The organism is Aestuariibacter sp. A3R04 (assembly GCF_018860805.1).
Lineage (GTDB): Bacteria > Pseudomonadota > Gammaproteobacteria > Enterobacterales > Alteromonadaceae > Alteromonas.
Genome location: NZ_JAHKQR010000011.1, coordinates 1,219,600 through 1,242,756 on the forward strand (window position 1 = coordinate 1,219,600; position 23,157 = coordinate 1,242,756).

22 protein-coding genes are annotated in these 23,157 nt (G+C 46.3%); 15 read left to right on the top strand and 7 right to left on the bottom strand.

Annotation, left to right across the window (positions count from 1 at the left end; all coding sequences use genetic code 11):
• Positions 1-170 precede the first annotated feature (170 nt).
• The gene (locus tag KO518_RS14830; protein ID WP_216026570.1) at positions 171-584 is read left to right on the top strand and encodes a hypothetical protein; all 414 of its coding nucleotides are present in this window, start codon (positions 171-173) and stop codon (positions 582-584) included.
• An 82-nt stretch (positions 585-666) separates the two neighbouring features.
• Here the strand turns inward: KO518_RS14830 and yfbV are convergent, their stop codons facing one another.
• Positions 667-1,116 (bottom strand): terminus macrodomain insulation protein YfbV, encoded by a 450-nt coding sequence (gene yfbV, locus KO518_RS14835; protein ID WP_216026571.1) that lies wholly within the window; start codon positions 1,114-1,116, stop codon positions 667-669.
• Positions 1,117-1,364: 248 nt separating this feature from the next.
• Between yfbV and trxB the strand changes: the two genes are divergently transcribed.
• The 4 genes from trxB to infA all read left to right on the top strand — a co-directional run bounded on the left by trxB (position 1,365) and on the right by infA (position 4,124).
• Complete coding sequence (gene trxB, locus KO518_RS14840) at positions 1,365-2,330, top strand: thioredoxin-disulfide reductase (protein ID WP_216026572.1); 966 nt, start codon at positions 1,365-1,367, stop codon at positions 2,328-2,330.
• 41 nt (positions 2,331-2,371) lie between these two features.
• Complete coding sequence (gene aat, locus KO518_RS14845) at positions 2,372-3,121, top strand: leucyl/phenylalanyl-tRNA--protein transferase (protein WP_216026926.1); 750 nt, start codon at positions 2,372-2,374, stop codon at positions 3,119-3,121.
• Positions 3,118-3,825, top strand: coding sequence for an arginyltransferase (locus tag KO518_RS14850; RefSeq protein ID WP_216026573.1), 708 nt, complete (start codon positions 3,118-3,120; stop codon positions 3,823-3,825). The genes aat and KO518_RS14850 overlap by 4 nt, the downstream gene beginning before the upstream one ends.
• An 80-nt stretch (positions 3,826-3,905) precedes the next feature.
• The gene (gene infA, locus KO518_RS14855; protein ID WP_070124261.1) at positions 3,906-4,124 is read left to right on the top strand and encodes a translation initiation factor IF-1; all 219 of its coding nucleotides are present in this window, start codon (positions 3,906-3,908) and stop codon (positions 4,122-4,124) included.
• 80 nt (positions 4,125-4,204) lie between these two features.
• Here infA and clpA read toward each other — a convergent pair whose 3' ends face one another.
• Both clpA and clpS read right to left on the bottom strand, forming a co-directional pair.
• A complete protein-coding gene (clpA, locus tag KO518_RS14860) occupies positions 4,205-6,481 on the bottom strand; it encodes an ATP-dependent Clp protease ATP-binding subunit ClpA (RefSeq protein WP_216026574.1) in 2,277 nt (758 codons plus the stop codon).
• A gap of 24 nt (positions 6,482-6,505) precedes the next feature.
• A complete protein-coding gene (clpS, locus tag KO518_RS14865) occupies positions 6,506-6,826 on the bottom strand; it encodes an ATP-dependent Clp protease adapter ClpS (protein WP_216026575.1) in 321 nt (106 codons plus the stop codon).
• 202 nt (positions 6,827-7,028) lie between these two features.
• On the opposite strand from clpS, the gene cspD reads away from it, so the two are divergent.
• Positions 7,029-7,247 (top strand): cold shock domain-containing protein CspD, encoded by a 219-nt coding sequence (gene cspD, locus KO518_RS14870; RefSeq protein ID WP_216026576.1) that lies wholly within the window; start codon positions 7,029-7,031, stop codon positions 7,245-7,247.
• 151 nt (positions 7,248-7,398) lie between these two features.
• Here cspD and KO518_RS14875 read toward each other — a convergent pair whose 3' ends face one another.
• A complete protein-coding gene (locus KO518_RS14875; RefSeq protein ID WP_216026577.1) occupies positions 7,399-9,624 on the bottom strand; it encodes an NADP-dependent isocitrate dehydrogenase in 2,226 nt (741 codons plus the stop codon).
• 431 nt (positions 9,625-10,055) lie between these two features.
• Here KO518_RS14875 and KO518_RS14880 point away from each other — a divergent pair, with 431 nt between their 5' ends.
• The 7 genes from KO518_RS14880 to KO518_RS14910 all read left to right on the top strand — a co-directional run bounded on the left by KO518_RS14880 (position 10,056) and on the right by KO518_RS14910 (position 16,869).
• A complete protein-coding gene (locus KO518_RS14880; RefSeq protein ID WP_216026578.1) occupies positions 10,056-10,598 on the top strand; it encodes a pseudouridine synthase in 543 nt (180 codons plus the stop codon).
• Between the two features lie 167 nt (positions 10,599-10,765).
• Positions 10,766-11,881: a tRNA 2-thiouridine(34) synthase MnmA gene (mnmA, locus tag KO518_RS14885; protein ID WP_216026579.1), complete on the top strand. Its 1,116-nt coding sequence runs from the start codon at positions 10,766-10,768 to the stop codon at positions 11,879-11,881.
• A complete protein-coding gene (hflD, locus tag KO518_RS14890) occupies positions 11,881-12,507 on the top strand; it encodes a high frequency lysogenization protein HflD (RefSeq protein ID WP_216026580.1) in 627 nt (208 codons plus the stop codon). Before mnmA ends, hflD begins: the two co-directional genes overlap by 1 nt.
• Before the next feature lie 14 nt (positions 12,508-12,521).
• The gene (gene purB, locus KO518_RS14895; protein WP_216026581.1) at positions 12,522-13,895 is read left to right on the top strand and encodes an adenylosuccinate lyase; all 1,374 of its coding nucleotides are present in this window, start codon (positions 12,522-12,524) and stop codon (positions 13,893-13,895) included.
• A gap of 81 nt (positions 13,896-13,976) precedes the next feature.
• On the top strand, positions 13,977-15,176 hold the full coding sequence (locus KO518_RS20265; RefSeq protein WP_216026582.1) for an adenylate/guanylate cyclase domain-containing protein: 1,200 nt from the start codon (positions 13,977-13,979) through the stop codon (positions 15,174-15,176).
• A gap of 11 nt (positions 15,177-15,187) precedes the next feature.
• On the top strand, positions 15,188-16,336 hold the full coding sequence (locus KO518_RS14905) for a cupin domain-containing protein (RefSeq protein ID WP_216026583.1): 1,149 nt from the start codon (positions 15,188-15,190) through the stop codon (positions 16,334-16,336).
• Positions 16,337-16,410: 74 nt separating this feature from the next.
• Positions 16,411-16,869, top strand: a complete 459-nt coding sequence (locus KO518_RS14910) for a GNAT family N-acetyltransferase (RefSeq protein ID WP_216026584.1) — start codon at positions 16,411-16,413, stop codon at positions 16,867-16,869.
• 19 nt (positions 16,870-16,888) lie between these two features.
• On the opposite strand, the gene KO518_RS14915 is transcribed toward KO518_RS14910, so the two are convergent.
• Complete coding sequence (locus KO518_RS14915) at positions 16,889-17,305, bottom strand: DUF4826 family protein (protein WP_216026585.1); 417 nt, start codon at positions 17,303-17,305, stop codon at positions 16,889-16,891.
• A 190-nt stretch (positions 17,306-17,495) separates the two neighbouring features.
• On the opposite strand from KO518_RS14915, the gene KO518_RS14920 reads away from it, so the two are divergent.
• Entirely contained in the window at positions 17,496-17,714 is a 219-nt protein-coding gene (locus tag KO518_RS14920) for a PGPGW domain-containing protein (RefSeq protein WP_216026586.1), read from the top strand.
• An 89-nt stretch (positions 17,715-17,803) separates the two neighbouring features.
• Here KO518_RS14920 and ppsA read toward each other — a convergent pair whose 3' ends face one another.
• Positions 17,804-20,176, bottom strand: coding sequence for a phosphoenolpyruvate synthase (gene ppsA, locus KO518_RS14925; protein WP_216026587.1), 2,373 nt, complete (start codon positions 20,174-20,176; stop codon positions 17,804-17,806).
• Between the two features lie 190 nt (positions 20,177-20,366).
• Between ppsA and KO518_RS14930 the strand changes: the two genes are divergently transcribed.
• The gene (locus KO518_RS14930; RefSeq protein ID WP_216026588.1) at positions 20,367-21,179 is read left to right on the top strand and encodes a pyruvate, water dikinase regulatory protein; all 813 of its coding nucleotides are present in this window, start codon (positions 20,367-20,369) and stop codon (positions 21,177-21,179) included.
• Here the strand turns inward: KO518_RS14930 and KO518_RS14935 are convergent.
• Positions 21,176-23,137, bottom strand: a complete 1,962-nt coding sequence (locus KO518_RS14935) for a tetratricopeptide repeat-containing sulfotransferase family protein (protein WP_216026589.1) — start codon at positions 23,135-23,137, stop codon at positions 21,176-21,178. The two genes, KO518_RS14930 and KO518_RS14935, sit on opposite strands and share 4 nt — an antisense overlap.
• Between the last annotated feature and the right edge of the window lie 20 nt (positions 23,138-23,157).

Sequence of the window (23,157 nt, forward strand, 5' to 3'; positions counted from 1 at the left end):
TTCCGTATTATGACTTCTTGCTCCACAAGACCGTTGTGTATTCAAAAAAATTTCATCTCATTTCTCTTTCAGCACATTTTGCAAACCAATAAAAAAGGTTTAAAAGAGTGAAATTTTTGTCTTGAACGACCGTTCTAATATGGCTAAACCATTATACTTTTGGAGCATTCATGAAAAATACACTCACAGATATACAACATCGCTTAACCTGGTCGTTATTTTCATTACGGGTCACGGTATTTATCGTTATGTTTGTCTGGACACTCGACAAATTCGTAAACCCTGCCCACGGCATGGCCATTTTTGAAAAGTTTTACGGAATAGGTGGAGTACCTGAAACCGCTGTTTATATTCTCGGCACGTTGCAATTAGCCCTTGTACTTGCCTTTCTAGGCGGCATTGCAAAGCGCTACACTTACGGTTTAGTTTTTTTACTGCACGGCGGTTCAACGCTGTCGTCATTCCCTCAGTATGCTGATGCGTTCAATCATTTACTGTTTTTTGCAGCATGGCCCATGTGGGGGGCGTGTTTTGCACTTTTCCTGCTACGCAGTGCTGACACCAGGTTCGTCATTGGAAAATAAGTCACAATTTTCGTCTAGCTACAAAGAAGGCGGTAAATTCAGTATTTTCCGCCTTCTTTACACCTACCGTACACTTGTGTATTTAGTCGAACCACTTTTTCGTAAACACACTATCTAGTTCTGCAAATGCAGTTTTCAGTGTTTTGGCCAACTCTATGTATTTGGGCTGACTACGCATAGCATGGAGCTGGCAACCTTCTGCAGCCATTTTCCTGTGAACGTCCTGATACCAAATCTTTATCTGTGGAGGCAATAACTGATTTGAACGGTGACCAAGCCACAAAAGTCCCTGCAGGGGCAAACTCAAAAAAAACAGTCCAACAGCCAGAACCTGGGGTAAAAAATCATTGCCCAGGGTGTTAAACATCATCGTGCAGGCAAGTAAAGCCGCTGGAGGCATTACTTTTATGGCAAAACGAGTAGCGCTAATTACGCGACATTCCGGAAAAAACGAATATAGTTCACGCTTGACCGGCCAGGTATTCATGTACTCCTGCCCGTCTTTAAAAAGCGAGAAAACCGATTGTGCCATTTTTAGTACTCCTTGCCGTTAGCTGGAATGCGAAAAAAGAACGAAAGCGACACCCTGATTAGAGTACCTAGCCTGCCTGATATACACTAACTAAAATAAAGTATAGCTCACTAATCTGCACAAGTAACAGCAATGATGTAAATTGTCATAAAAGTCATACTCAAAAATGGTTGAATATGCGATATTGACCCTTATCTTAGATTTGTTGAAACTCGGTCAGCTCGGCCGACTTGTGATTGGAGAAAATAATGGCAGAAAGCAGACATGTACGTCTTCTCATTCTTGGCTCTGGCCCTGCGGGCTACTCGGCAGCAGTTTATGCCGCAAGGGCAAATTTGGAGCCTGTACTTCTGACTGGAATTCAACAGGGCGGCCAGTTGACTACTACCACAGAAGTAGAGAACTGGCCAGGAGATCCCGAAGGATTAACGGGGCCGGATCTCATGGTTCGCATGCAAAAGCACGCCGAAAAATTTAATACTGAAATCATCTTTGATCATATTAACAAAACTGACTTCAGCAAGCGTCCATTTACGCTGTACGGCGATTCAGGAACCTATACCTGCGATGCACTTATCATTGCTACAGGTGCGTCAGCCAAATACCTTGGTCTTGAGTCAGAAGAAGCATTCAAAGGTAAAGGTGTGTCTGCGTGTGCTACCTGTGACGGTTTCTTCTACCGCAATCAAAAAGTTGCGGTTGTTGGTGGCGGCAATACCGCCGTTGAAGAAGCGCTGTATTTGTCAAATATTGCGTCTGAGGTACATGTAATTCACCGTCGTGACAGTTTCCGCAGTGAGAAAATTCTCGAACAACGCCTGTTGGATAAAGCGGAAAATGGCAATGTGGTGCTTCACTTAAATCGCACGCTTGACGAAGTACTCGGCGATGAAATGGGTGTAACTAAAGTCCGTATTGCCGATACTCAGTCGGATGCTAAGGAAGAAATTGACGTGATGGGACTTTTTATCGCCATTGGCCACAAGCCAAATACCGATATCTTTGAAGGTCAGCTTGAAATGAAAGATGGTTATATTGTTGTCCAAAGCGGCTTAAACGGCAACGCCACACAAACGTCTGTTGAAGGCATTTATGCCGCAGGTGATGTGAGCGATCACGTATACCGTCAAGCCATCACATCTGCCGGTACGGGCTGTATGGCAGCACTGGACGCAGAAAAGTTCCTCGACGGCTACATGCCGGAACAAGGCTAAAAATGCTCAGGGGCGACATGTTCGCCCCTCTCTACTCAATTATGATTGAATTACCTTACCTGGATATTCGCACCCCTTTCCCCCCTGTTTCTGAAGCTCTGAATGATCCAAATGGGTTATTAGCATATGGCGCTACACTCGATCCTTTTAGATTGTTTGAGGCCTATTCCAACGGTATCTTTCCCTGGTTTAGCGATGACGAACCCATATTGTGGTGGTCGCCAAATCCGCGGGCTATTATCGAGCTTGATAATTTCCACGTATCGAAAAGCCTACAAAAGCTCATTCGCCAAGCTCGCTATACCGTCACGCTCAACAACGCCTTTACCGATGTGATTGCGGCCTGTGCCACGATTCCCCGTTGTCACCCTCACGGGGAGGAGCCATCTTCCGAGACCTGGATAACTAAAGACATGATAGAGGCTTACACTCAGCTTCACATTGCCGGTATTGCCCATTCTGTAGAAGTATGGGACGAAGACAATACCCTGGCAGGCGGTTTATACGGCGTAGCTGTGGGCGGTGTTTTTTGCGGTGAATCCATGTTTCACAAACGGCCAAATACGTCAAAGCTTGCGATGTGTGCGTTGGTCAATCATATGAGAAAAAATAACCTTGGTTTTATCGATTGCCAATTGCCCACCGAGCATCTTAGCTCTCTGGGAGCAATAACCCTTCCACGAGACACATTTATATCACGGTTACAGAAACACAACGCTACAATTGATTCACAAGGCCATTTACTCTCGGCCTATAAAAGATGTTGGCAAAGTGGAAATTTAACGCCATGAAGTTTGGGCTTACACAGACTTTTACCTGTAGTTATCTTCCTGATCAAAACGAACAACTATTGGTATTTGCTGAAACAGATCACAATTTACGCGACTGCTACGGCCAGCTTATTCAAGCGGGCTTTAGGCGTAGTGGTGAGCAAATTTACAGACCACACTGCCCCAGCTGTAACGCTTGTCAGTCTATCCGTATTCCAGTGGCTGAGTTTACGCCCAGTAGAAGCCAACGCAGGGTACTGAAAAAGAATGCCACCTTGATAACGGGATTCAGTACATCCCCAAAAAACAGCTATTACCCGCTGTACGAGCGATATATCACCGCCCGGCATAGCGACGGTAGTATGTACCCGCCGAGCCGTGACCAGTACCTTAGCTTTATTGCGTGTTCTTGGAGCCAACCTGTGTTTATAGAAGCATATCAAGGCAGCGATTTAGTAGCAGTTGCTGTAACAGATGATATCTTTCACAGCGATGGCTCCCGTTCCTTTTCAGCGCTTTACACCTTTTTCGAGCCAGAGTTGGCCACGTCTTCTATGGGAACGTGGATGATCTTGCAACAAATCGCTTTCGCCGCTGAACAAAAGCGCCTTTATTTGTATCTGGGTTATCAAATCGACGATTGCAACAAAATGAACTACAAACGAAAATTTTTTCCTCACGAACGGCTTTTAGACACAAAATGGCAAAAAATAGTCAGTAAATAATCTGTTTCTCTTTACAGACGGCGATTTATTGGTTAATGTCTGCGCGGCAAAATTTTGACTCACTGAGGTAACTGCTTTACATGGCAAAAGAAGATTCTATCGAAATGGAAGGAACGGTTGTTGATACCCTTCCAAGCACACAATTCCGCGTTGAACTTGAAAATGGTCACGTGGTAACCGCGCATATTTCTGGGAAAATGCGTAAGAACTATATTCGTATTCTTACTGGTGACAAAGTAACCGTAGAGATGACGCCCTACGACCTGACTAAAGGTCGCATCGTTTATCGTGCAAGATAGTACTCAGTAGTCTGTAGAACTTTAAAAAAAGCCCGATTAAATCGGGCTTTTTTATTGTGTTAATTAAAACAAGGTTAAACTTAATTTGCCTGCGATTCTGCATTAGGTGCAGCTACGCCAGAAAACGCAAACGTAAGCTTGTCTTCGCCAAGATCTACTTTGACATCACCACCTTTATTTAATTCACCAAATAGCAACTCATTAGCCAGCACTTTTTTGATCTCTTCCTTAATGAGCCTTGCCATTGGTCGTGCCCCCATGGCTTTGTCATATCCTTTTTCAGCCAGGTAAGCCCTCGCTGCTGCGGTAACGTCCAAAGACACGCCCTTGGTATCGAGTTGCGCTTGAAGTTCGATAATAAATTTATCCACAACTTGTAAAATGATGTCGGTATCAAGGTGATTAAACCAGATAATACCATCCAAACGGTTACGAAACTCCGGAGAGAATACCTTGTTGATTTCAGACAGGGCATCGTGACTGTGGTCCTGCTGTTTGAAACCAATGGACTTGCGTACCGTTTCCTGGACGCCCGCATTTGTTGTCATTACCACGACGACATTGCGAAAATCTACTTTTCTACCATTGTTATCAGTTAAGGTACCGTGATCCATTACCTGTAACAATATATTGTAGATATCGCTGTGTGCCTTTTCGATTTCATCCAGTAACACTACTGAGTAGGGGTTCTTAATAACTGCATCCGTCAGCAGCCCACCCTGGTCGAAACCCACATAGCCGGGAGGCGCGCCAATCAAACGACTCACAGCGTGACGCTCCATGTACTCGGACATATCAAAGCGGATCAGTTCAACGCCCATAATTTTCGCCAGTTGCTGTGTGACTTCCGTTTTACCAACACCGGTAGGCCCTGCAAACAGGAAGCTGCCGATAGGCTTTTCTTCAGTTCCCAGACCCGCACGTGAGAGATGAATCGCATCAGTAAGTGTTTCTATGGCCTTGTCCTGCCCGAATACCACCATTTTGAGATCTCTGCCCAAATGTTTCAGTGCTTCTCTATCAGAAGCCGAAACGGATTTCTCGGGGATACGCGCCATTTTTGCAATAATTTGCTCTATATCAGCAACATTGATAGTTTTCTTCCGTTTTGATACGGGTAGCAGTCGCTGACTGGCACCAGCTTCGTCCATGACATCAATCGCTTTATCTGGCAAATGACGTTCATTAATATATTTGGCTGACAACTCTGCAGCTGCCTGCAACGCTTTTTGCGTAAAACGCACACTGTGATGAGCTTCGTAGCGCGATTTCAAACCCAGCAATATTTTGGTGGTATCGCTCACAGACGGTTCAACCACATCCACCTTCTGGAAACGACGGGCCAGCGCGCGATCTTTTTCGAAAATGCCCTGATATTCCTGATAGGTCGTTGAGCCAATGCAGCGCAATTCACCGGAACTGAGTTTGGGCTTCAACAGATTAGACGCATCCATCACACCACCTGAGGCCGCACCCGCACCAATAATCGTGTGAATTTCGTCAATAAATAAAATAGCGTTTTCGTCCTTGCTAAGCTCTTTGAGAATTGCTTTTAAACGCTTCTCGAAGTCGCCCCGGTATTTCGTGCCCGCGAGCAGACCTCCCAAATCGAGGGAATACACGGTACTCTCGGCAATCACCTCTGGCACGTCATCGTTAACAATACGATACGCCAGACCTTCCGCTATGGCCGTTTTACCCACTCCGGCTTCACCCACCAATAACGGATTGTTCTTGCGTCGGCGGCAGAGGATTTGAATGGTTCTCTCAACTTCGGAATCGCGACCGATGAGCGGATCAATCTTACCCTCTTTCGCTTGTCGGTTGAGATCCGTAGAGTATTTGCTCAACGCCGATCCAGCCTCTTCGCCCTCACTGCCTTCTTCGCTGCTTTCGGCGCCGGCAGGACTTTCGTCTTCATTCTTGCTCACGCCATGACTGATAAAGTTCACCACGTCTAACCGGGTCACATCAGCTTTCTTCAGTATATAAACAGCCTGAGATTCCTGCTCGGAAAAAATGGCAACCAGCACATTGGCGCCGGACACTTCTTCCTTTCCGGAAGATTGAACGTGAAATACCGCCCGCTGAAGGACGCGTTGAAAACCAAGTGTAGGCTGAGTTTCTCTTTCGTTTGCCTGGTCATCCATAATCAGGGGCGTAGTGTCTTTTACAAACTCAAATAGCTCACTTTTGATTAACTCAACGTTGGCGCCACAGGCGGTGAGCGCTTCACGGGCAGCAGAGTTATCCATCAGCGCCAGCAACAAGTGCTCTACCGTCATAAATTCGTGACGATGCTCTCTGGCAAACACGAAAGCTTCATTAAGCGTCTGCTCTAATTCTTTATTCAACATATTGCTCGCCCTCTGTTAAAAACCTTATGCCTGTTCCATGGTGCACATAAGTGGGTGTTGATGCTTACGTGCGTACTGATTAACCTGCATCACTTTTGTTTCTGCTATCTCAGCGGTAAATATGCCACAAACCGCCCTTCCCTGATAATGAACAGTGAGCATAAGTTGGTTGGCCTTCTCAGCATCCATATTAAAAAAATGCATGAGTACTTCGACCACGAAATCCATTGGCGTGTAATCGTCATTATTCAACAACACTTTATACATTGGAGGCGGTTGCGCCTTGTAGCGCTCCGCGTTGCGTTGTTTCTCTTTCTCAATACTGATCGCGTTGTCTTTACTCATAGTACAATAATAGTGCCTTAACGCTAATTAGCCGATTTTTTTCAATTATAAATAATCTGCAAATTACGCTTGACATGCAATGGTTAAAATATCTACAGTTTTACTATGGCCATGTGAGTGACGCACATAGCCATTGTGCCCCTTATTACTGTATTGTGGGGGCATAATCTTATGAGTTCAAGGATTAAGAGGAAGTCGAAGTATGGCGGTTGGTAAAGTTAAATGGTTTAACAATGCTAAAGGATTTGGATTTATCGTTCCTGAGGACGGCGGAGAAGATATCTTTGCTCACTACTCAACCATTCAAATGGAAGGGTACAGGTCTTTAAAAGCAGGCCAGGAAGTGAGATTTGACGTTCAGCAAGGTCCGAAAGGATTGCACGCTGAAAATATCGGAGTGGTAGACGAAGCCGAGCGTTAGTCAAATATCTGTTTCCCAAAAGGCTTTTTACTGTTCTCTTTTCAGTAAAGGGCCTTTTTTATGGCTTTTAACGCGCCGCATTCATGTACACAATCGTACATCTTCGCATAAAAAAACCCGGATAATCCGGGTTTTTTATTGCCTACTTTAATTATTTCGCAAGTACATCGTGCAACGTTTTACTCGGCGACATCGCCGCAGCAAGTTTGTTTTCATCAGGGAAGTAATAACCACCAATTTCCTGAGGCTTTCCTTGAGTGGCATCAATTTCCGCCAAAATCGTATCGATGTTGGCAGTCAATGCGTCGAAAGTCGGCTTAAACTGAGCAGCCAAGCCGGCGTCTTCAGTTTGATTAACCATTTCTTCCGCCCAGTACAGCGCCAGCCACACATGGCTGCCACGGTTGTCCAGCTGACCGGCTTTACGGGCTGGTGATTTGCCGGTGTTAAGCAATTTCTCAGTCGCTCTGTCCAGCGCTTGGGCAATTACTTTCGCTTTTGGATTATCGTGCTTAATTGCAACGTCTTCGAGCGAAACAGCAAGCGCCAGGAACTCACCTAAAGAATCCCACCGCAAATGACCTTCTTCTAAGAACTGTTGAACGTGCTTCGGCGCAGAACCACCAGCACCAGTTTCGTACAGGCCACCACCGGCCATCAGAGGTACGATTGACAACATCTTCGCACTAGTGCCAAGTTCCAAAATTGGAAATAGGTCAGTCAGGTAGTCTCGCAATACGTTCCCAGTGACAGAAATGGTGTCTAAACCGCGAATAGCACGCTCCATAGAGAAACGAATCGCACGTACCGGCGGCATAATGTGAATTTCAAGACCATTAGTGTCGTGATCTTTGAGGTACTTCTCAACTTTTTGAATCAACTGCGCGTCGTGCGCTCGTTCATCATCCAACCAGAATACGGCTGGCATACCAGATTGACGTGCGCGGGTCACAGCCAGCTTCACCCAATCCTGAATTGGCGCGTCTTTGGCCTGACACATACGCCAGATATCGCCCTCTTCCACATCGTGCTCGATGAGTACAGTACCGTCCTGATCGACAATTTGAACCGTACCGTCGGCTTCAATTTCAAAGGTCTTATCGTGGGAGCCGTACTCTTCGGCTTTCTGTGCCATCAAACCAACATTAGGCACTGTACCCATAGTTGTTGGGTCGAATGCACCATGGGTTTTACAGAAATTAATCACTTCCTGGTAAATTGTCGCATAAGTCGACTCGGGAATTACCGCTTTTGTATCATGTGCCTTGCCATCCGGGCCCCACATTTGACCACTGTTGCGGATCATAGCTGGCATAGATGCATCGACAATGACGTCTGAAGGCACGTGCAGGTTAGAAATTCCTTTGTCTGAATTTACCATTGCCATTGGTGGACGATCGGCGTAACACGCATTAATATCGCGCTCAATTTCAGAACGCTGAGATTCTGGCAAGCTGGCAATTTTATCGTAAACACTGCCAAGACCATTGTTAGGATTAACTCCCAACTCTTTAAATAAATCACCGTACTTATCAAACAGTTCTTTATAGAACACTTTTACGCAGTGACCGAAAACGATAGGATGCGACACCTTCATCATGGTGGCTTTCACGTGCAGTGAAAACAGAACACCGGTTTGCTTGGCATCTTCGATTTGCTCTTCGAAGAATTTGCACAGCGCTTTTTTACTCATGTACATGCCGTCAATCACTTCGCCGGCGAGTAAGTCTACGCGAGGTTTCAGTGTTTTCTTACTGCCGTCTTTAGCAGTGAATTCAATACTGACATAGCCGTCTTTTTCAACAGTGGTTGATTTTTCGCTAGAGTAAAAATCTCCGCCGCGCATGTGGGCAACGTGAGAGCGGGACGCCTGACTCCACTCCCCCATACTGTGAGGGTGTTTTTTAGCGAAGTTTTTCACCGCTGTTGGCGCACGACGATCTGAGTTACCTTCACGCAGTACAGGGTTTACCGCAGACCCCAGTACTTTTCCGTAACGCTCGCGAATTTCTGCTTCTTCGTCTGTTTTCGGATTTTCCGGGAAAGGGGGTACATTAAAGCCTTTAGCGTTCAGCTCCTTGATCGTTGCACGGAGCTGAGGGATTGATGCGCTAATGTTGGGAAGTTTAATGATGTTAACGTTGGGATCTTGTGTCAATTCGCCAAGTTGCGACAATGCATCGGGCACTTTTTGATCGTCGTTTAAATACTCTGGGAAAGTGGCGAGGATACGCCCGGCCAGAGAAATATCACTCAACTCAATCTCGATGTCTGCCGCACCAGCAAATTTTTGAATGATCGGCAGGAGTGAATAGGTCGCCAGCATTGGCGCTTCATCTGTTTTGGTATAGATGATAGTCGACTTAGCTTTGGTCATTATATACCTCAAAGTTGTCGGTAAAGAGCTACCAGAATTAATCCATTTCGCTCATCAGTGAACACGAAGAGCGTCTCGATAATCGCGTGTGTTCAGACGTAAAACTGAAAGTAAATTTCAGCTTGGCACGGATTGTAACGTTCCTCGCCAGTGACCATTACAGCCCCTGCCTGAACTAATCACAATCAACAGGCACACCTGTGCCTGCAAAATTACCGCGCTAAATAATATAGGGTCGAAAGGACCAGTTACAAGTCATACCATTGTCTTAATCATCAAGAAACGTAAAAAAACGTATTTTTCCTTCAATTTGTAGCACGACTGCATTTATTCGAAAGAAAGGTTCACGAAAACATGGGATATAGTATCCTTAGCAAAATAAGCCTTGTTCTCCCGCTTAGTGAGCGCATGATTAAAACAGAGTTATTTCAATGTCCGATCAAATTGTGATCTTATTCAACAAGCCTTTTAACGTACTCACCCAGTTCACCGATCAGGAAGGCAGACAAACCCTAAAGGATTTTATCCCCGTCCCCAACGTTTACGCAGCCGGGCGACTGGACAGGGATTCAGAAGGCCTGCTGGTACTTACAAACGACGGTAAACTGCAGCACCGACTGGCGAACCCCAAAGCAAAAACAAGTAAAACGTATTGGGTTCAGGTAGAGGGTATCCCCTCTGACGACGCCATCAAACAACTTGAAAACGGCGTACAATTAAAAGACGGGCTCACCAAGCCGGCCAAAGTCAAATCCATGACAGAACCCGACATCTGGCAGCGTGAGCCCCCAGTGCGCTTTCGCAAACACATTCCCACTTCCTGGTTGTCGATTACCTTAACCGAAGGTAGAAACAGGCAGGTACGCCGTATGACAGCACAGGTGGGTTACCCCACCCTGCGACTCATCCGCTACCGCATTGGCAACTGGACAATTGACGGCATTGAAAACGGCCAGTATCTGCGCATTCGTTAAGACATCTACGCAGCAATACGGGTGTTTCCCAACAAACGTGGGTTGTGATTGTCAGAGGAATAAGTTAGTACAAAAAACCCGGCTTGCGCAGTGCCATAGGATTGAAATTCTGTTAGAATCCGCGCCCTGTCAATTTCGATTAAATTGGAACATTGCAAAGAGCTTCTATGACATCAACCACCCAGCCATCACCTTCAACACAAAAAGTCATTGTCGGCATGTCCGGCGGTGTGGATTCGTCGGTATCTGCTTATCTGCTGCTACAGCAAGGGTATCAGGTAGAAGGCCTGTTCATGAAAAACTGGGAAGAAGATGACGACAACGAATATTGTCTTGCGGCCGAGGATCTCGCCGATGCGCAGGCGGTGGCTGATAAGCTTGGCATAGAATTGCACACCATTAATTTTGCAGCGGAATACTGGGACAACGTCTTTGAGTATTTTCTGGAAGAATACAAAGCCGGACGTACCCCCAATCCAGACATCATGTGCAACAAAGAGATTAAATTTAAAGCGTTTTTAGAATTCGCCGCAGAAGATCTCGGGGCTGACTATATCGCCACCGGACATTATGTCCGTCGCCGCTTCCAGCATGGTCATTGGCAAATGTTACGCGGTCTAGACAACAATAAAGATCAAAGCTACTTCCTCTATACTTTGGCAGAAGAGCACATTGCCAAGACGCTTTTCCCAGTGGGAGAACTCGAAAAACCCAGAGTGAGGGAGATAGCTGAAGAACAAGGTTTGGTTACTGCAAATAAAAAAGATTCCACTGGCATCTGTTTTATCGGCGAACGGAAGTTTAAAGATTTTCTCGCCCGCTATTTGCCAGCACAACCCGGTAAAATTGAAACTGCAGAAGGCGTTGAAATTGGCGAGCATGAGGGCCTGATGTATCACACTCTCGGCCAACGAAAGGGCCTTCATATTGGCGGCCTGGCACAATACGGTGACGAACCTTGGTACGTAGTCGACAAAGACGTAGAGCGCAATGTATTAATTGTAGGACAAGGTGCAGATCACCCTCGTTTGTATTCAAAAGGTCTGTTGGCAAAACAGCTACACTGGGTTGACCGTGTGCCCCTTAACGGCACGTTGCGCGCTGTTGTTAAAACCCGCTATCGCCAGACAGACATCCCCTGCTCACTCACAGCGGTGGGAGAAGATTTGGTCGAAGTTTGTTTTGACAAGCCACAAAAAGCCGTAACACCAGGCCAGTCTGCCGTGTTCTATCACGGTGACGTGTGTTTGGGTGGCGGCATTATTGAGAGCTATATTCGCTAATGTTAGATCCAAAAATAGAACAACACCTTGCACTGGCCGGCGTCGCCCAAGCCGCGACCCTCGTTCAGCAGGTAGCCCGAACCGGCCAGGTAGACAAAGCCGCATGTGAAGCCAGCTTGTCGAGTATTCTGGTGACAGACCCTGAATCGCCCCAACACGTATTTGGCAGCCTGAGTAATCTGACCGTTGGATATCGCAGCATTGTGTCGCAATTGTCTGGCAAAAGTACCAGCAAAAACGCCGAGCTTACCCGTTATGTCGCCAGCATTTTGAGCCTGGAGCGAAAGTTAAGCCATCGTCCCAAAGCACTTAGCGAATTGTCGGACCGCATTTCCCATGTACAGCGTCAGTTGGCGCACATCGAATTTGATAACAGTCAGATTATTGGCTCTTTGGCCAGTATTTACAGTGACGTGATAAGTCCCTTAGCCCCAAAAATTCAGGTGGCAGGTAGTACAGAATTTCTCAGTAGACCCATTAATCAACAACGCGTGAGAGCACTGCTACTGGCAGGCGTGCGCGCAGCGGTGATGTGGCGTCAAATGGGAGGCAGACGCAGGCAAATTCTGTTTGCGCGTAAACAAATTGTAGACAGTGCCAGTTCGGCGCTGAGGTTAATAAATTAATTGAGGAGCTAAAGGTGGAACTGACTCAGTTGACCGCGATTTCCCCTGTAGATGGCCGTTACGCAAGCAAGAGTACTGAACTGCGTAGCATATTTAGCGAATATGGCTTACTGAAATACCGCGTTCAGGTAGAAGTGCGTTGGCTACAGCGTTTGTCAGAGCAGGATTCAATTGCAGAAGTGCCCGCTTTTAGCGAACAATCCCATGCATTGCTTAACGACATTGTGGAAAATTTTTCCGTTGAAGATGCAATGCGAATTAAAGACATTGAGCGCACCACCAACCACGATGTTAAAGCCGTTGAATACTTTCTGAAAGAACGGGTTGCAAACAACAGCGAGCTACATGCTATCAATGAGTTTATTCACTTTGCCTGTACTTCCGAAGACATCAATAACCTTTCCCACGGCCTGATGCTAACCGAAGCGCGAGAACAGGTATTGCTGCCGTACTGCGACAAACTCATCGCAGAATTAACTCGCCTTGCCAAAGAATACAAAACGGTTCCCATGATGGCCAGAACACACGGCCAACCGGCCTCACCCACCACCATGGGTAAGGAAATGGCTAATGTCGCGATGCGTCTGCGCCGTCAACGCGAGCAAATTGCCAAGGTTGAAATACTGGGTAAACTCAATGGCGCTGTAGGTAACTACAACGCACACTTATCGGCATATCAAGACACCGACTGGCATCATATTTCTGAACAGTTTGTCAGCAGCTTGGGCCTGACCTGGAACCCCTACACCACACAAATTGAACCTCATGATTACATCGCCGAATTATTTGATGCCGTTGCGCGATTTAACACCATATTGATAGATTTCGACCGCGATGTGTGGGGATACATCGCGCTTGGACACTTCAAGCAGAGAACCATCGCAGGTGAAATCGGTTCATCTACCATGCCCCACAAAGTCAACCCCATTGATTTTGAAAACTCTGAAGGTAACCTCGGTTTAGCCAATGCTATTTTTGACCACCTTGCAGCCAAATTACCGGTTTCTCGCTGGCAACGTGATTTAACCGACTCCACCGTACTTAGAAATTTAGGTGTAGGTGTGGGCTATGCCGTTATTGCCTATCAGGCAACGTTGAAGGGAATAAGCAAATTACAGGTTAACGAAGCGAGTTTACTGGCAGAGTTAGATAACAACTGGGAGTTGTTGGCAGAGCCTATTCAAACCGTAATGCGTCGCTACGGTATCGAAAAGCCGTATGAAAAACTGAAAGAACTCACCAGAGGCAAGAAAGTCAACGCGGCGGTTATCGCGGATTTTATTGACGACCTCGCATTACCTGATGCTGCTAAAGCCGAACTCAAAGCGCTTTCCCCCGCTAATTACATCGGTGACGCCATCAGACTTGTAGATCAGTTGCCCGAATAGCAGTCTAGGTATACTATTTGGTGTAAGTCATTAAAATTTGGGCTGCTTTGCAGCCCTTTCTTATCGAACTACAGGGAAACCGTGGAAAAGGCACGTATCACAAAAAATCAGGCTGTGGTTAAGATGGTAAGGACACTGTCGTTAACTGTACTTTTAGGGCTTGCCATTTACACCCTTGTGGTTGTTTTTATATTAAAAGATTTCTCCACATCCATACTTACCCTCATCGCCACTCACGGGTTATTATTCACAAGCACGCTAGCGCTCACGTACCGCAATACTAAAGGCGCCGCGGAACAAGCCAGGTTCATCTTTGTGTTGAGCTGCATGACGCTCATTACTTTGCTTTCGCTCATGTGGGAACAAGACACAGGTCTGCAACAGTTTCTATTAGTAGGTATGATTACCAGTGGTTTTATATTCCCTCGTCGGGAAGTGCGCAACAGGCGGTTTGCGGAGTTTACTTATGGTGCGCTTTACGTAATAGTTGAAGGCGTCATCGTTTTTAGCGAAACCCATACCTGGGCCACGTTGAGAGTGTCAAACGCCATTATCCTGGTAGTAGGCGGTATCATTATGCTGCGCCTGCTGCGAACCAGATTTGAAAATCAGGCTGAAGCCTTGTCAATTTCAGAAAAGCGCAATCGCGCGTTGTTAAAAAGCATGTTACCCGCTTCTCCGGATAATCCTGCAAAGCACTGGCCATTAGGACACACACAAAAAATTAATGATGTCTCAGTGCTATTTGCCGATTTACAAGGTTATACCAAGCTAAGCGAGCAATACGACGACGCTGATATTGTAAATATTTTGGATGACTTTTATCGATTATTTGATGCTCACGCACTGCGTCTTGGTGTAGAGAAAGTAAAAACCAATGGCGATGAATACATGGCAGCTATCGGCATCCCCCTAACGTATATTCATGACCCTGAAGAAGGCAGTAATCCCACGCACACTATCTGCTTGTTTGCGCAGGCAATCTTATCGAGCTTTCAGATGCTTACCGAAGAAAAAGGCCTAGACTGCAACATTCGAATTGGCATTGCTACCGGCGCAGTCACCGGAGGCATTATCGGTGCTCACAAGCCCCATTTTGATATTTGGGGCAAGACGGTAAACCGAGCATCCCGTCTCGAACAGGCCAGTAAACCGGGTACGATAACAGTGTGTGCCCGAACCCGAGGCCATTTACTCGACAATCATGTTGAGGATATGACGTTTTCAGATCACTTTGTTGTAGGCGACAACCTGGTCGCACACACCCTGTACAGTGTCTGAGATTGCCGTCTGTGTTTAACCTTGCATCAACGTTCTCCCCGTCAGACTTCTTAGCTCAGTACTGGCAAAAGCAACCCGTTGTTATTAGGCAGGCTTTAGTTGATTTTGTCGACCCTTTGGACGAACACGACCTGGCAGGCCTTGCCATGGAAGACGAGGTCGACAGCCGTATTGTGCGACAAGACCAAGGTGCCAACTGGCATGTCGAACACGGTCCTTTTACCGATTTTACACCTTTTTGCATCGGGAAATGGACGTTGCTGGTTCAAGGTGTAGAGCGCTATGTCGAGGATGTTGACCGCCTCATGTCTGCGTTTGATTTTATTCCCTACTGGCGAATGGACGATGTCATGGTGAGCTTTGCTGTACCCGGTGCGGGTGTGGGTGCCCACACCGATCAGTACGATGTATTTTTGATCCAAGGTAAAGGGAAAAGACGCTGGCGAGTAGGTCGACCTGGCAAGCATCATACCCATGCGCCCCACAAAGATTTACAGCAAATCGCCCCATTTCATCCCGTCATTGACGTAGAACTTAACCCCGGAGACATACTTTATATTCCGCCAGGCTGGCCTCATGATGGTGTGACAATCGAGAACAGCCTGACTTACTCAATAGGATTTCGGGCTCCGGATCAAAACGATATTTTGCAGCAAGTCGCAGAGCTTGTGAGTACACAAAACAAAACTGCCACCCGCTATACTGACCCGCAACTGACATCACCGTCACACCCGGCAATGATCAAGCAAACTGAAATATCTGCACTAAAATCGATGCTGATGGATTATCTCAACAGCGAACAGAGTACTTCAGCGCTGTTAACCATGCTTAGCGACCAGCACTTACCTGAATACTACGTTGATACTGCCATAACCCCCAAGGCTCTAATAACAGCTTTAGAAAATGGCGCTAGTCTACACCGTGTCAATGGATGCAAGCCGCTCTTTAGAGAAATTCAGTCTACACAGCAGTTTGAGTTTTTCATAAACGGCGAACAATTTCATACATCTGCTGAACACCAACCTTTATTGAACGAGCTGTTTCGCGGTGTTCCCCTATTCCACGAAACCCTTGTTCAAGCAAAGGTGCTCGACGATTTTGCGTTCATTGAACTATTGTCTATACTTGTAAAAAAAGGGTATTGGCAAATGATGGATTAGCCAGCCACACACTTAACATGACAACGTTGCGCTAAGGCTGGTACAACGTATATTAGCACCAAAGAGTAGCCCCCATGACGTTTACAATAGAAAACGTCGATTGGCAAAGCGGTAAGAATCGACTAACAGCATTACGACAACAAGTGTTTGTGCTTGAATGGCATCTTCCCGATCACATAGAATTTGATGAAAGAGACAAGGACGCCATTCACGTACTGGTGTACGATAAAGAAAGTACTCCCATTGCCACAGCCCGGCTTACTGCAGATGGTGAAATCGGACGCATTGCGGTAAAAAAATACTATCGCTCTCCCACCCTCTACCGTGCGCTGTTCAACACTTTAGTAACAGCAGGGAAATGTATTAAAGTTCCATATATCAAAGTTTTGTGTCGCTTAGACAGCGTGGAAAAGCACCGGCTTATGGGCTATGAGCCCGACGGCCGGGTTTTTATGGAAGCCGGGATACCACGTCAACGCATGCGATGTCCGATCCAGCAGTTTTGTCAGCCTGATGTTCGCGATTTGCATTAAAAGAATACCGGTGCGCTTGTTAGTTACGCCAAATGGCATCTTCTTCAGCGAAGTCGTGAAGTTTTTCAGCTCGGTTTTGCAAAATACCTGCAAACTGCATTTGCGTTTGATCTGCAATGCCGGAACGAACGAGATTCTCCGCTTTTATTTGCCAACTCAGGGCAAAATGACGAAGCGCTTCCCGGGCGTTTTTAGCATTGTCACCGGCAATGAAGTCTGCAGGCAAATCACCGCTTAAAGCCCAATAGAACTTGTTATCGCTGGCCTTAACTTTCCACACGGCAAAAAACGGCAATAAGTAGCGACTCACTTTTTCATCAACAGTACTCACCACAATACCGTTTTCAGCCAAGTGTTTATTAGCCTTCTGTAGTTGCTGATTGATCCATTCTTTGCGCTCTTGTTCAGATATTTCTGGTACGGTTTGATCTGTCATATTTCACTGTCTTGTTTGCTATCATGCCTGTGTAAAGGCTGTTGTTTCAATGTAACTTATCACAAAACACCGCCACTATCACCCGCCTGCCAATCGCGGATCCACACAACTGGTTACACTTCAACGCTTGGCATTAGTTCTAAAACCATTATGGTAGTAACGGGAAGAAAATTAAACAGAAGGTTTATTCATGTTAAAAGCCGTCAGAATGACAGTGGGTGCTTTACTGGCTGTAGCAGGTGTTGTTTTCACCATTATCCCAGGGTCTACGTTATTGATTCTGGCTGGGCTGGTAGTACTAAGCTATGACGTACCTCGCGCCAGAGTCTGGCTAAAGCTGGTGCAAACGAGTATGAGTCGCGGTGCCAAAAAACTGGATACTTTTCTGTTGTCACGGAAATTGCGCTAGACCAATCTCCATTAAAAAAGCGGTTTGTTGGCTCAGCCAACAAACCGCTTTTTTTCAGTACAAACAAAAATATTAGCTCCGACAGAACATTATCTGTGTTTTTCAGCGAGATACAGCCAGGTTTCTACTACTGTGTCGGGGTTTAATGAGACTGAATCAATCCCTTCTTCTACTAACCAGGCAGCAAAATCTTCGTGATCAGAGGGCCCTTGCCCGCAAATTCCCACATACTTTCCACGTTTTTTCGCCGTGCGTATGGCCATAGATAACAGGGCTTTTACGGCCGGATCACGCTCGTCAAACAGATGGGCAATAACACCTGAATCACGGTCCAGCCCCAATGTAAGCTGTGTTAAGTCATTTGAACCAATAGAGAAACCGTCAAAGATATCGAGGAACTCATCTGCCAGCAAAGCATTTGAAGGCAGTTCGCACATCATAATTACCCTCAGTCCATTTTCTCCCTGCACAAGCCCTTCTTCTTTCAGAAGCGCAATAACCTTTCGGCCTTCTTCCAAGGTGCGAACGAAAGGGATCATAATTTCAACATTAGTGAGGCCCATATCATTGCGAACCCGTTTAATGGCTTCACATTCCAACGCGAAACAATCTCTAAAGTCTTCCGAGATATAGCGGCTTGCACCGCGAAAGCCCAGCATCGGGTTTTCTTCATCGGGCTCATACTGATACCCACCCACCAAATTGAAGTACTCGTTGGATTTAAAATCTGACATTCTAACGATCACTTTTTTCGGCGAAAAGGCAGCCCCAATACTAGCAATGCCTTCAACCAACTTTTGTATGTAGAACTCCTTTGGTGACGCATAACCAGCAATCATATCACTGATTTCTTCTTGTAACTCTTCAGGCTGGGTATCGAAATTCAACAGTGCCTTTGGGTGCACGCCAATCATGCGGTTAATAATAAACTCTAAACGCGCAAGCCCTACTCCGGCACTGGGCAAGCGCGCAAAGTCAAATGCGCGGTCGGGGTTACCCACGTTCATCATGACTTTTAACGGTAAATCGGGCATGGCGTCAATGCGGGATGTAACTACATCAAATTCCAGCTCTGAACTGTAGATATAGCCGGTGTCACCTTCGGCACATGACACCGTTATTTTGTCACCGGCCTTGATAGCATCGGTGGCATTACCACAACCCACTACTGCGGGGATACCTAATTCTCTGGCTATAATAGCTGCATGACAAGTGCGGCCGCCCCTGTTGGTTACAATGGCTGAGGCTTTTTTCATAATAGGTTCCCAATCCGGATCGGTCATGTCTGTAACCAATACATCACCAGCTTGGATCTTATCCATTTCTTCTATCGAGCCCAACACCTTGGCTTCACCTGATCCAATTTTGTGACCGATTGCGCGACCTTCGCATACGATGCTACCTTTGTCTTTCAACTGAAAGCGCTCAATAGACTGGCTATCTTCACGGCTCCTTACCGTTTCAGGACGAGCCTGCACTATATATAACTTGCCGTCTATACCGTCTTTAGCCCATTCAATATCCATTGGGCGTTGGTAGTGATCTTCGATAATAACCGCTTGCTTAGCCAACTCTTGTACTTCTTCATCAGACAAAGAAAAGTTCAAACTGGCAGACCGCTCAATATCAACGATTTCCACTTGCTTGCCGTGGGCTTCATCACTAGAGTAAATCATCTTGGTGAGCTTGCTGCCCAGATTGCGGCGAAGAATTGCCGGGTTTCCTGCATTCAACGTCGGCTTATGAACATAGAATTCGTCCGGGTTAACTGCACCTTGCACTACCATCTCGCCCAAGCCGTATGAACTGGTAATAAATACCACGTCTTCAAAACCTGATTCAGTATCAATGGTGAACATAACTCCGGATGAAGCAATGTCACTTCTCACCATACGCTGAATACCGGCCGACAAGGCGACGCCCTTGTGATCGTATCCCTGATGTACACGGTATGAGATCGCGCGATCGTTGAACAAGGAGGCAAACACGTGTTTAATGGCCACCATAACGGCATCATAGCCTTTTACGTTCAGGAAGGTTTCTTGCTGACCAGCAAATGACGCATCAGGCATATCTTCAGCAGTAGCTGATGAACGTACGGCAAAGGAAGCTTCACCACCCGCCTCTGCCTGCAGTGTGTCAAATGCATCGCGAATTGCATTTTCCAGGGCCGGCTGAAATGGTGTATCGATGATCCATTGACGGATGTTTTTACCGGCTTCAGACAGGGCAGTCACGTCTTCAACATCAAGAGAGTCAAGAACATCGTGAATTTTTGCTTCCAGACCGCTCTGATCCAAAAACTCGTTAAAAGCTGCCGCTGTTGTGGCAAATCCGCCCGGTACCTGAACACCGGCATTTGCCAGGTTTGAAATCATTTCACCCAATGATGCATTTTTGCCGCCAACGCGACCCACATCATGCATCCCCAACTCTTGATACCAAAGTACGTATTCTTGCACGGCCAAAGCCTCCAGCTTTTCAAAATTTTTTACCCAAACTCTATAGCGGGCGTTCATTGCGTGCCGAGGATGTTGCCAGCTGATAAAAGCAGGCTGGCTTTTCGACGGTTTCATCATAGAATGTAGAAAAAATGAAAGTAAAATCTTTCTGAACCCTGAAAGAATATTACAACAATGTTAAGGAAATGTTTTGCGCACTGCTTACTATATCTCCGACGGTACCGCCATTACATCCGAAGTATTCGGGCACGCCCTGCTGTCTCTATTCCCCATAAAGTTTAACCACACGACAATTCCATTCGTTGAAACAGAGGAAGAGGCGCACCGTGTGTTGGATAAAATTTCTGAAAGTTTTCAAGATACTGGTGAGAGGCCGCTCGTTTTTTATACAATTGTGAATGCCGATGTGCGGAAAATCATTTCCCGCTCAGTGGGAATTAACTACAATTTTCTCGATCAGTTCGTTGCCCCTGTTGAAAAAGTACTCGGTGTACCGTCTAAACCGGAAAAACATCGCACCCACAGTATCCATGAAAAGACCTATGATATTCGTATAGAAGCAGTGAATTACGCGCTGGCTAATGACGATGGGTCAAATCTCAAAAACTACGACGAAGCAGACATTATTCTTGTAGGCGTATCCCGTTCAGGGAAAACCCCCACCAGCCTCTATCTCGCACTCCAATACGGGATAAAAGCCGCAAATTATCCCTTTACCGAGGAAGATATGGGAGACATGCTGAAGATGCCTCCTCCCTTGCGAAGATTCAAAAATAAGTTGTTTGGTTTGACAATCCAACCCGAGCGTTTAAGCCAGATCCGCTCAGAACGACGTGCAAATAGTCGTTATGCTTCGTTGCAACAATGCCGAATGGAATTACGTGAGGTGGAAAACCTTTATCGTCGTGAAAAAATCCCATTCCTCAATTCCACACGGTATTCAATAGAAGAAATTTCAGCCAAAATTCTGGCTGAAACGGGCTTACAACGTAAGAAGTACTAACGCGTTGAATGTAACACCTCAAACAAGGGCGTAAGGTAGGGTTCAAATTTTTTCCATTGCGTCATACCCGACCGATACAAAGGTTGGCGTACCTGCTCAGAGCTGGGTGTTTTGATTACCCGCTGGGTTTGGTGAAAATGCAAACATGCTTCTTCAAACGGCAAACCACAATAATCGAGAATTCGTCTTACCTGCCCTTCCAAATCGTCGATAAGATTCTCGTGTTGAACGGTGAGGATTTCACCGGGCAGTACTGAATTCCAATGATCCATCAAGGTTACGTAAGCATTGTAGTAACGACCAATGTCGGTCAACGAATAAGTAAACTCCTGGCCGTCTGCGAAAAGCTGCTTGAACCCGCTGAAACAACAGGCAAGCGGGTTCCTGCGGGCGTCAATAATTTTGGCATTAGGCAAAATGCGTTTAATTAAGCCAATATGAATAAAATTATTCGGCATTTTGTCAATAAAAAATGGCGCCTGTTGTCGGTATGCCTGGGTTTGCGCCAGATATTGCTCACCAAGATCGCTACACTTTTCATCTGTTAGATCTGCAAGGTTAAATGGATACGGTTTTTGCTGATGACTCAAGCCCGAAGCTATACTTAAAATATCGTGTAGTTCCATGGTACCGTCGACCAGGGAATGGGATGCAAGAATTTGCTCCAGCAACGTTGAACCGGCTCTGGGTAACCCAACAATGAATATCGGATCTTTTGCACCACACCCTTTCCCTGTGGCAAAGAGGCTTGCGTCACATGCCTTGGCCTGTGCTTTTAGCGCCTGTTCGGTTCTGCGAATATCAAACCGCAGGGTTTGGTGTTTAAGGCGGTTACCCTTCGCATAATAGTGGAATGCCTGCTGAAAATCCCCGTTGTCTTCCAGTGCTTTACCCATGGCAAAACATCCGTGAATCTTATCGTCTAAAGATACGTGCTCGCCGTCGGCAACACGAGCCATTTTCTCAATCCAGTCACCTGTAAAACGATAGGTTTTCGTATTTGCAAGACTCCAGTAAGCATCCCCAAAATCGTCGCTAACTCGAGCCGCCTGTTCATAGGCATGCACCGCCTCACTCGTTGCCCCGTTTGCTTTAAGCGCATGACCGTATTGGACCCATAGAGCGGGCTTATCAGCATTCTCTTTCAACAACGCCTGATATATGTTTATTGCCTCATCAAGCTCACCCACACCAACCAACCCATGAGCTAACGCCACCTTTGCCTGATAGTGTTGGGGATCCTTATTCAACCTTTTCCTGGCCAAGGTTATCGCTTGGGGAAATTTGCCTAGTTTGCTAAGTACACTTTGATAGGCGGTTACAGCAGCTACATTGTCAGGATACAGCGCAACACAACTCTCCAATAAGAATTCAGCTTCGTGGTATACCTTAAATTGCATACCTATTTCTGCTAGTAACATCATGGCTTCAGGATGGTGCTTATGTTGCTGTAAAAATTTCCGGCATACGTCTTCGGCTTTGGCGAGCTGGCCTTCGTGGAGTAAATCCATGGCACCTAATAAAGGCTTGGGTAAGGCTGACAAGGTCTCAACATGCTCATTGGCCAGCTTAAGTGCCGGCGCATTGCCCGTGCGCTGGTAGACGTTTACCAATTCACGCCAAGCAGGAATTAGCGCCGGGTTAAAGCTGGTAGCTCGATAGAACGCCACTGCCATATTGCGTTCGTCGCCGAGCAGTTTTAAACAATATCCCTGCTCTTGATATCCTCTGCCGTAGTCGGGAAAGCGCGTGAGTAACCTGTTCAATGTCTCCAAGGCCGCGAGTGGCTTTTTTGTCATGCGCTGAGCAACCGCCATCAAATACAAGCCCTCTTTGTCAGACGCTTCGTCTTCATTGGGAGATAAACTTTGCTGACACAATGCAATTGCCTGCGAAAATTGAGATTGCATTAGCGCTTGCTTAGCTGCTTTGAGACGAGATTGCACGGAATGAGTCATACTTGTCCTGCTTTGCTGTG

What these genes read in the sequence shown, in the direction of transcription:
- KO518_RS14830 (WP_216026570.1), top strand. Translation starts at nt 171, where the DNA reads ATGAAAAATACACTCACAGATATACAACATCGCTTAACCTGGTCGTTA.
- yfbV (WP_216026571.1), bottom strand. Translation starts at nt 1,116, where the DNA reads ATGGCACAATCGGTTTTCTCGCTTTTTAAAGACGGGCAGGAGTACATG.
- trxB (WP_216026572.1), top strand. Translation starts at nt 1,365, where the DNA reads ATGGCAGAAAGCAGACATGTACGTCTTCTCATTCTTGGCTCTGGCCCT.
- aat (WP_216026926.1), top strand. Translation starts at nt 2,372, where the DNA reads ATGATTGAATTACCTTACCTGGATATTCGCACCCCTTTCCCCCCTGTT.
- KO518_RS14850 (WP_216026573.1), top strand. Translation starts at nt 3,118, where the DNA reads ATGAAGTTTGGGCTTACACAGACTTTTACCTGTAGTTATCTTCCTGAT.
- infA (WP_070124261.1), top strand. Translation starts at nt 3,906, where the DNA reads ATGGCAAAAGAAGATTCTATCGAAATGGAAGGAACGGTTGTTGATACC.
- clpA (WP_216026574.1), bottom strand. Translation starts at nt 6,481, where the DNA reads ATGTTGAATAAAGAATTAGAGCAGACGCTTAATGAAGCTTTCGTGTTT.
- clpS (WP_216026575.1), bottom strand. Translation starts at nt 6,826, where the DNA reads ATGAGTAAAGACAACGCGATCAGTATTGAGAAAGAGAAACAACGCAAC.
- cspD (WP_216026576.1), top strand. Translation starts at nt 7,029, where the DNA reads ATGGCGGTTGGTAAAGTTAAATGGTTTAACAATGCTAAAGGATTTGGA.
- KO518_RS14875 (WP_216026577.1), bottom strand. Translation starts at nt 9,624, where the DNA reads ATGACCAAAGCTAAGTCGACTATCATCTATACCAAAACAGATGAAGCG.
- KO518_RS14880 (WP_216026578.1), top strand. Translation starts at nt 10,056, where the DNA reads ATGTCCGATCAAATTGTGATCTTATTCAACAAGCCTTTTAACGTACTC.
- mnmA (WP_216026579.1), top strand. Translation starts at nt 10,766, where the DNA reads ATGACATCAACCACCCAGCCATCACCTTCAACACAAAAAGTCATTGTC.
- hflD (WP_216026580.1), top strand. Translation starts at nt 11,881, where the DNA reads ATGTTAGATCCAAAAATAGAACAACACCTTGCACTGGCCGGCGTCGCC.
- KO518_RS14910 (WP_216026584.1), top strand. Translation starts at nt 16,411, where the DNA reads ATGACGTTTACAATAGAAAACGTCGATTGGCAAAGCGGTAAGAATCGA.
- KO518_RS14915 (WP_216026585.1), bottom strand. Translation starts at nt 17,305, where the DNA reads ATGACAGATCAAACCGTACCAGAAATATCTGAACAAGAGCGCAAAGAA.
- KO518_RS14920 (WP_216026586.1), top strand. Translation starts at nt 17,496, where the DNA reads ATGTTAAAAGCCGTCAGAATGACAGTGGGTGCTTTACTGGCTGTAGCA.
- KO518_RS14935 (WP_216026589.1), bottom strand. Translation starts at nt 23,137, where the DNA reads ATGACTCATTCCGTGCAATCTCGTCTCAAAGCAGCTAAGCAAGCGCTA.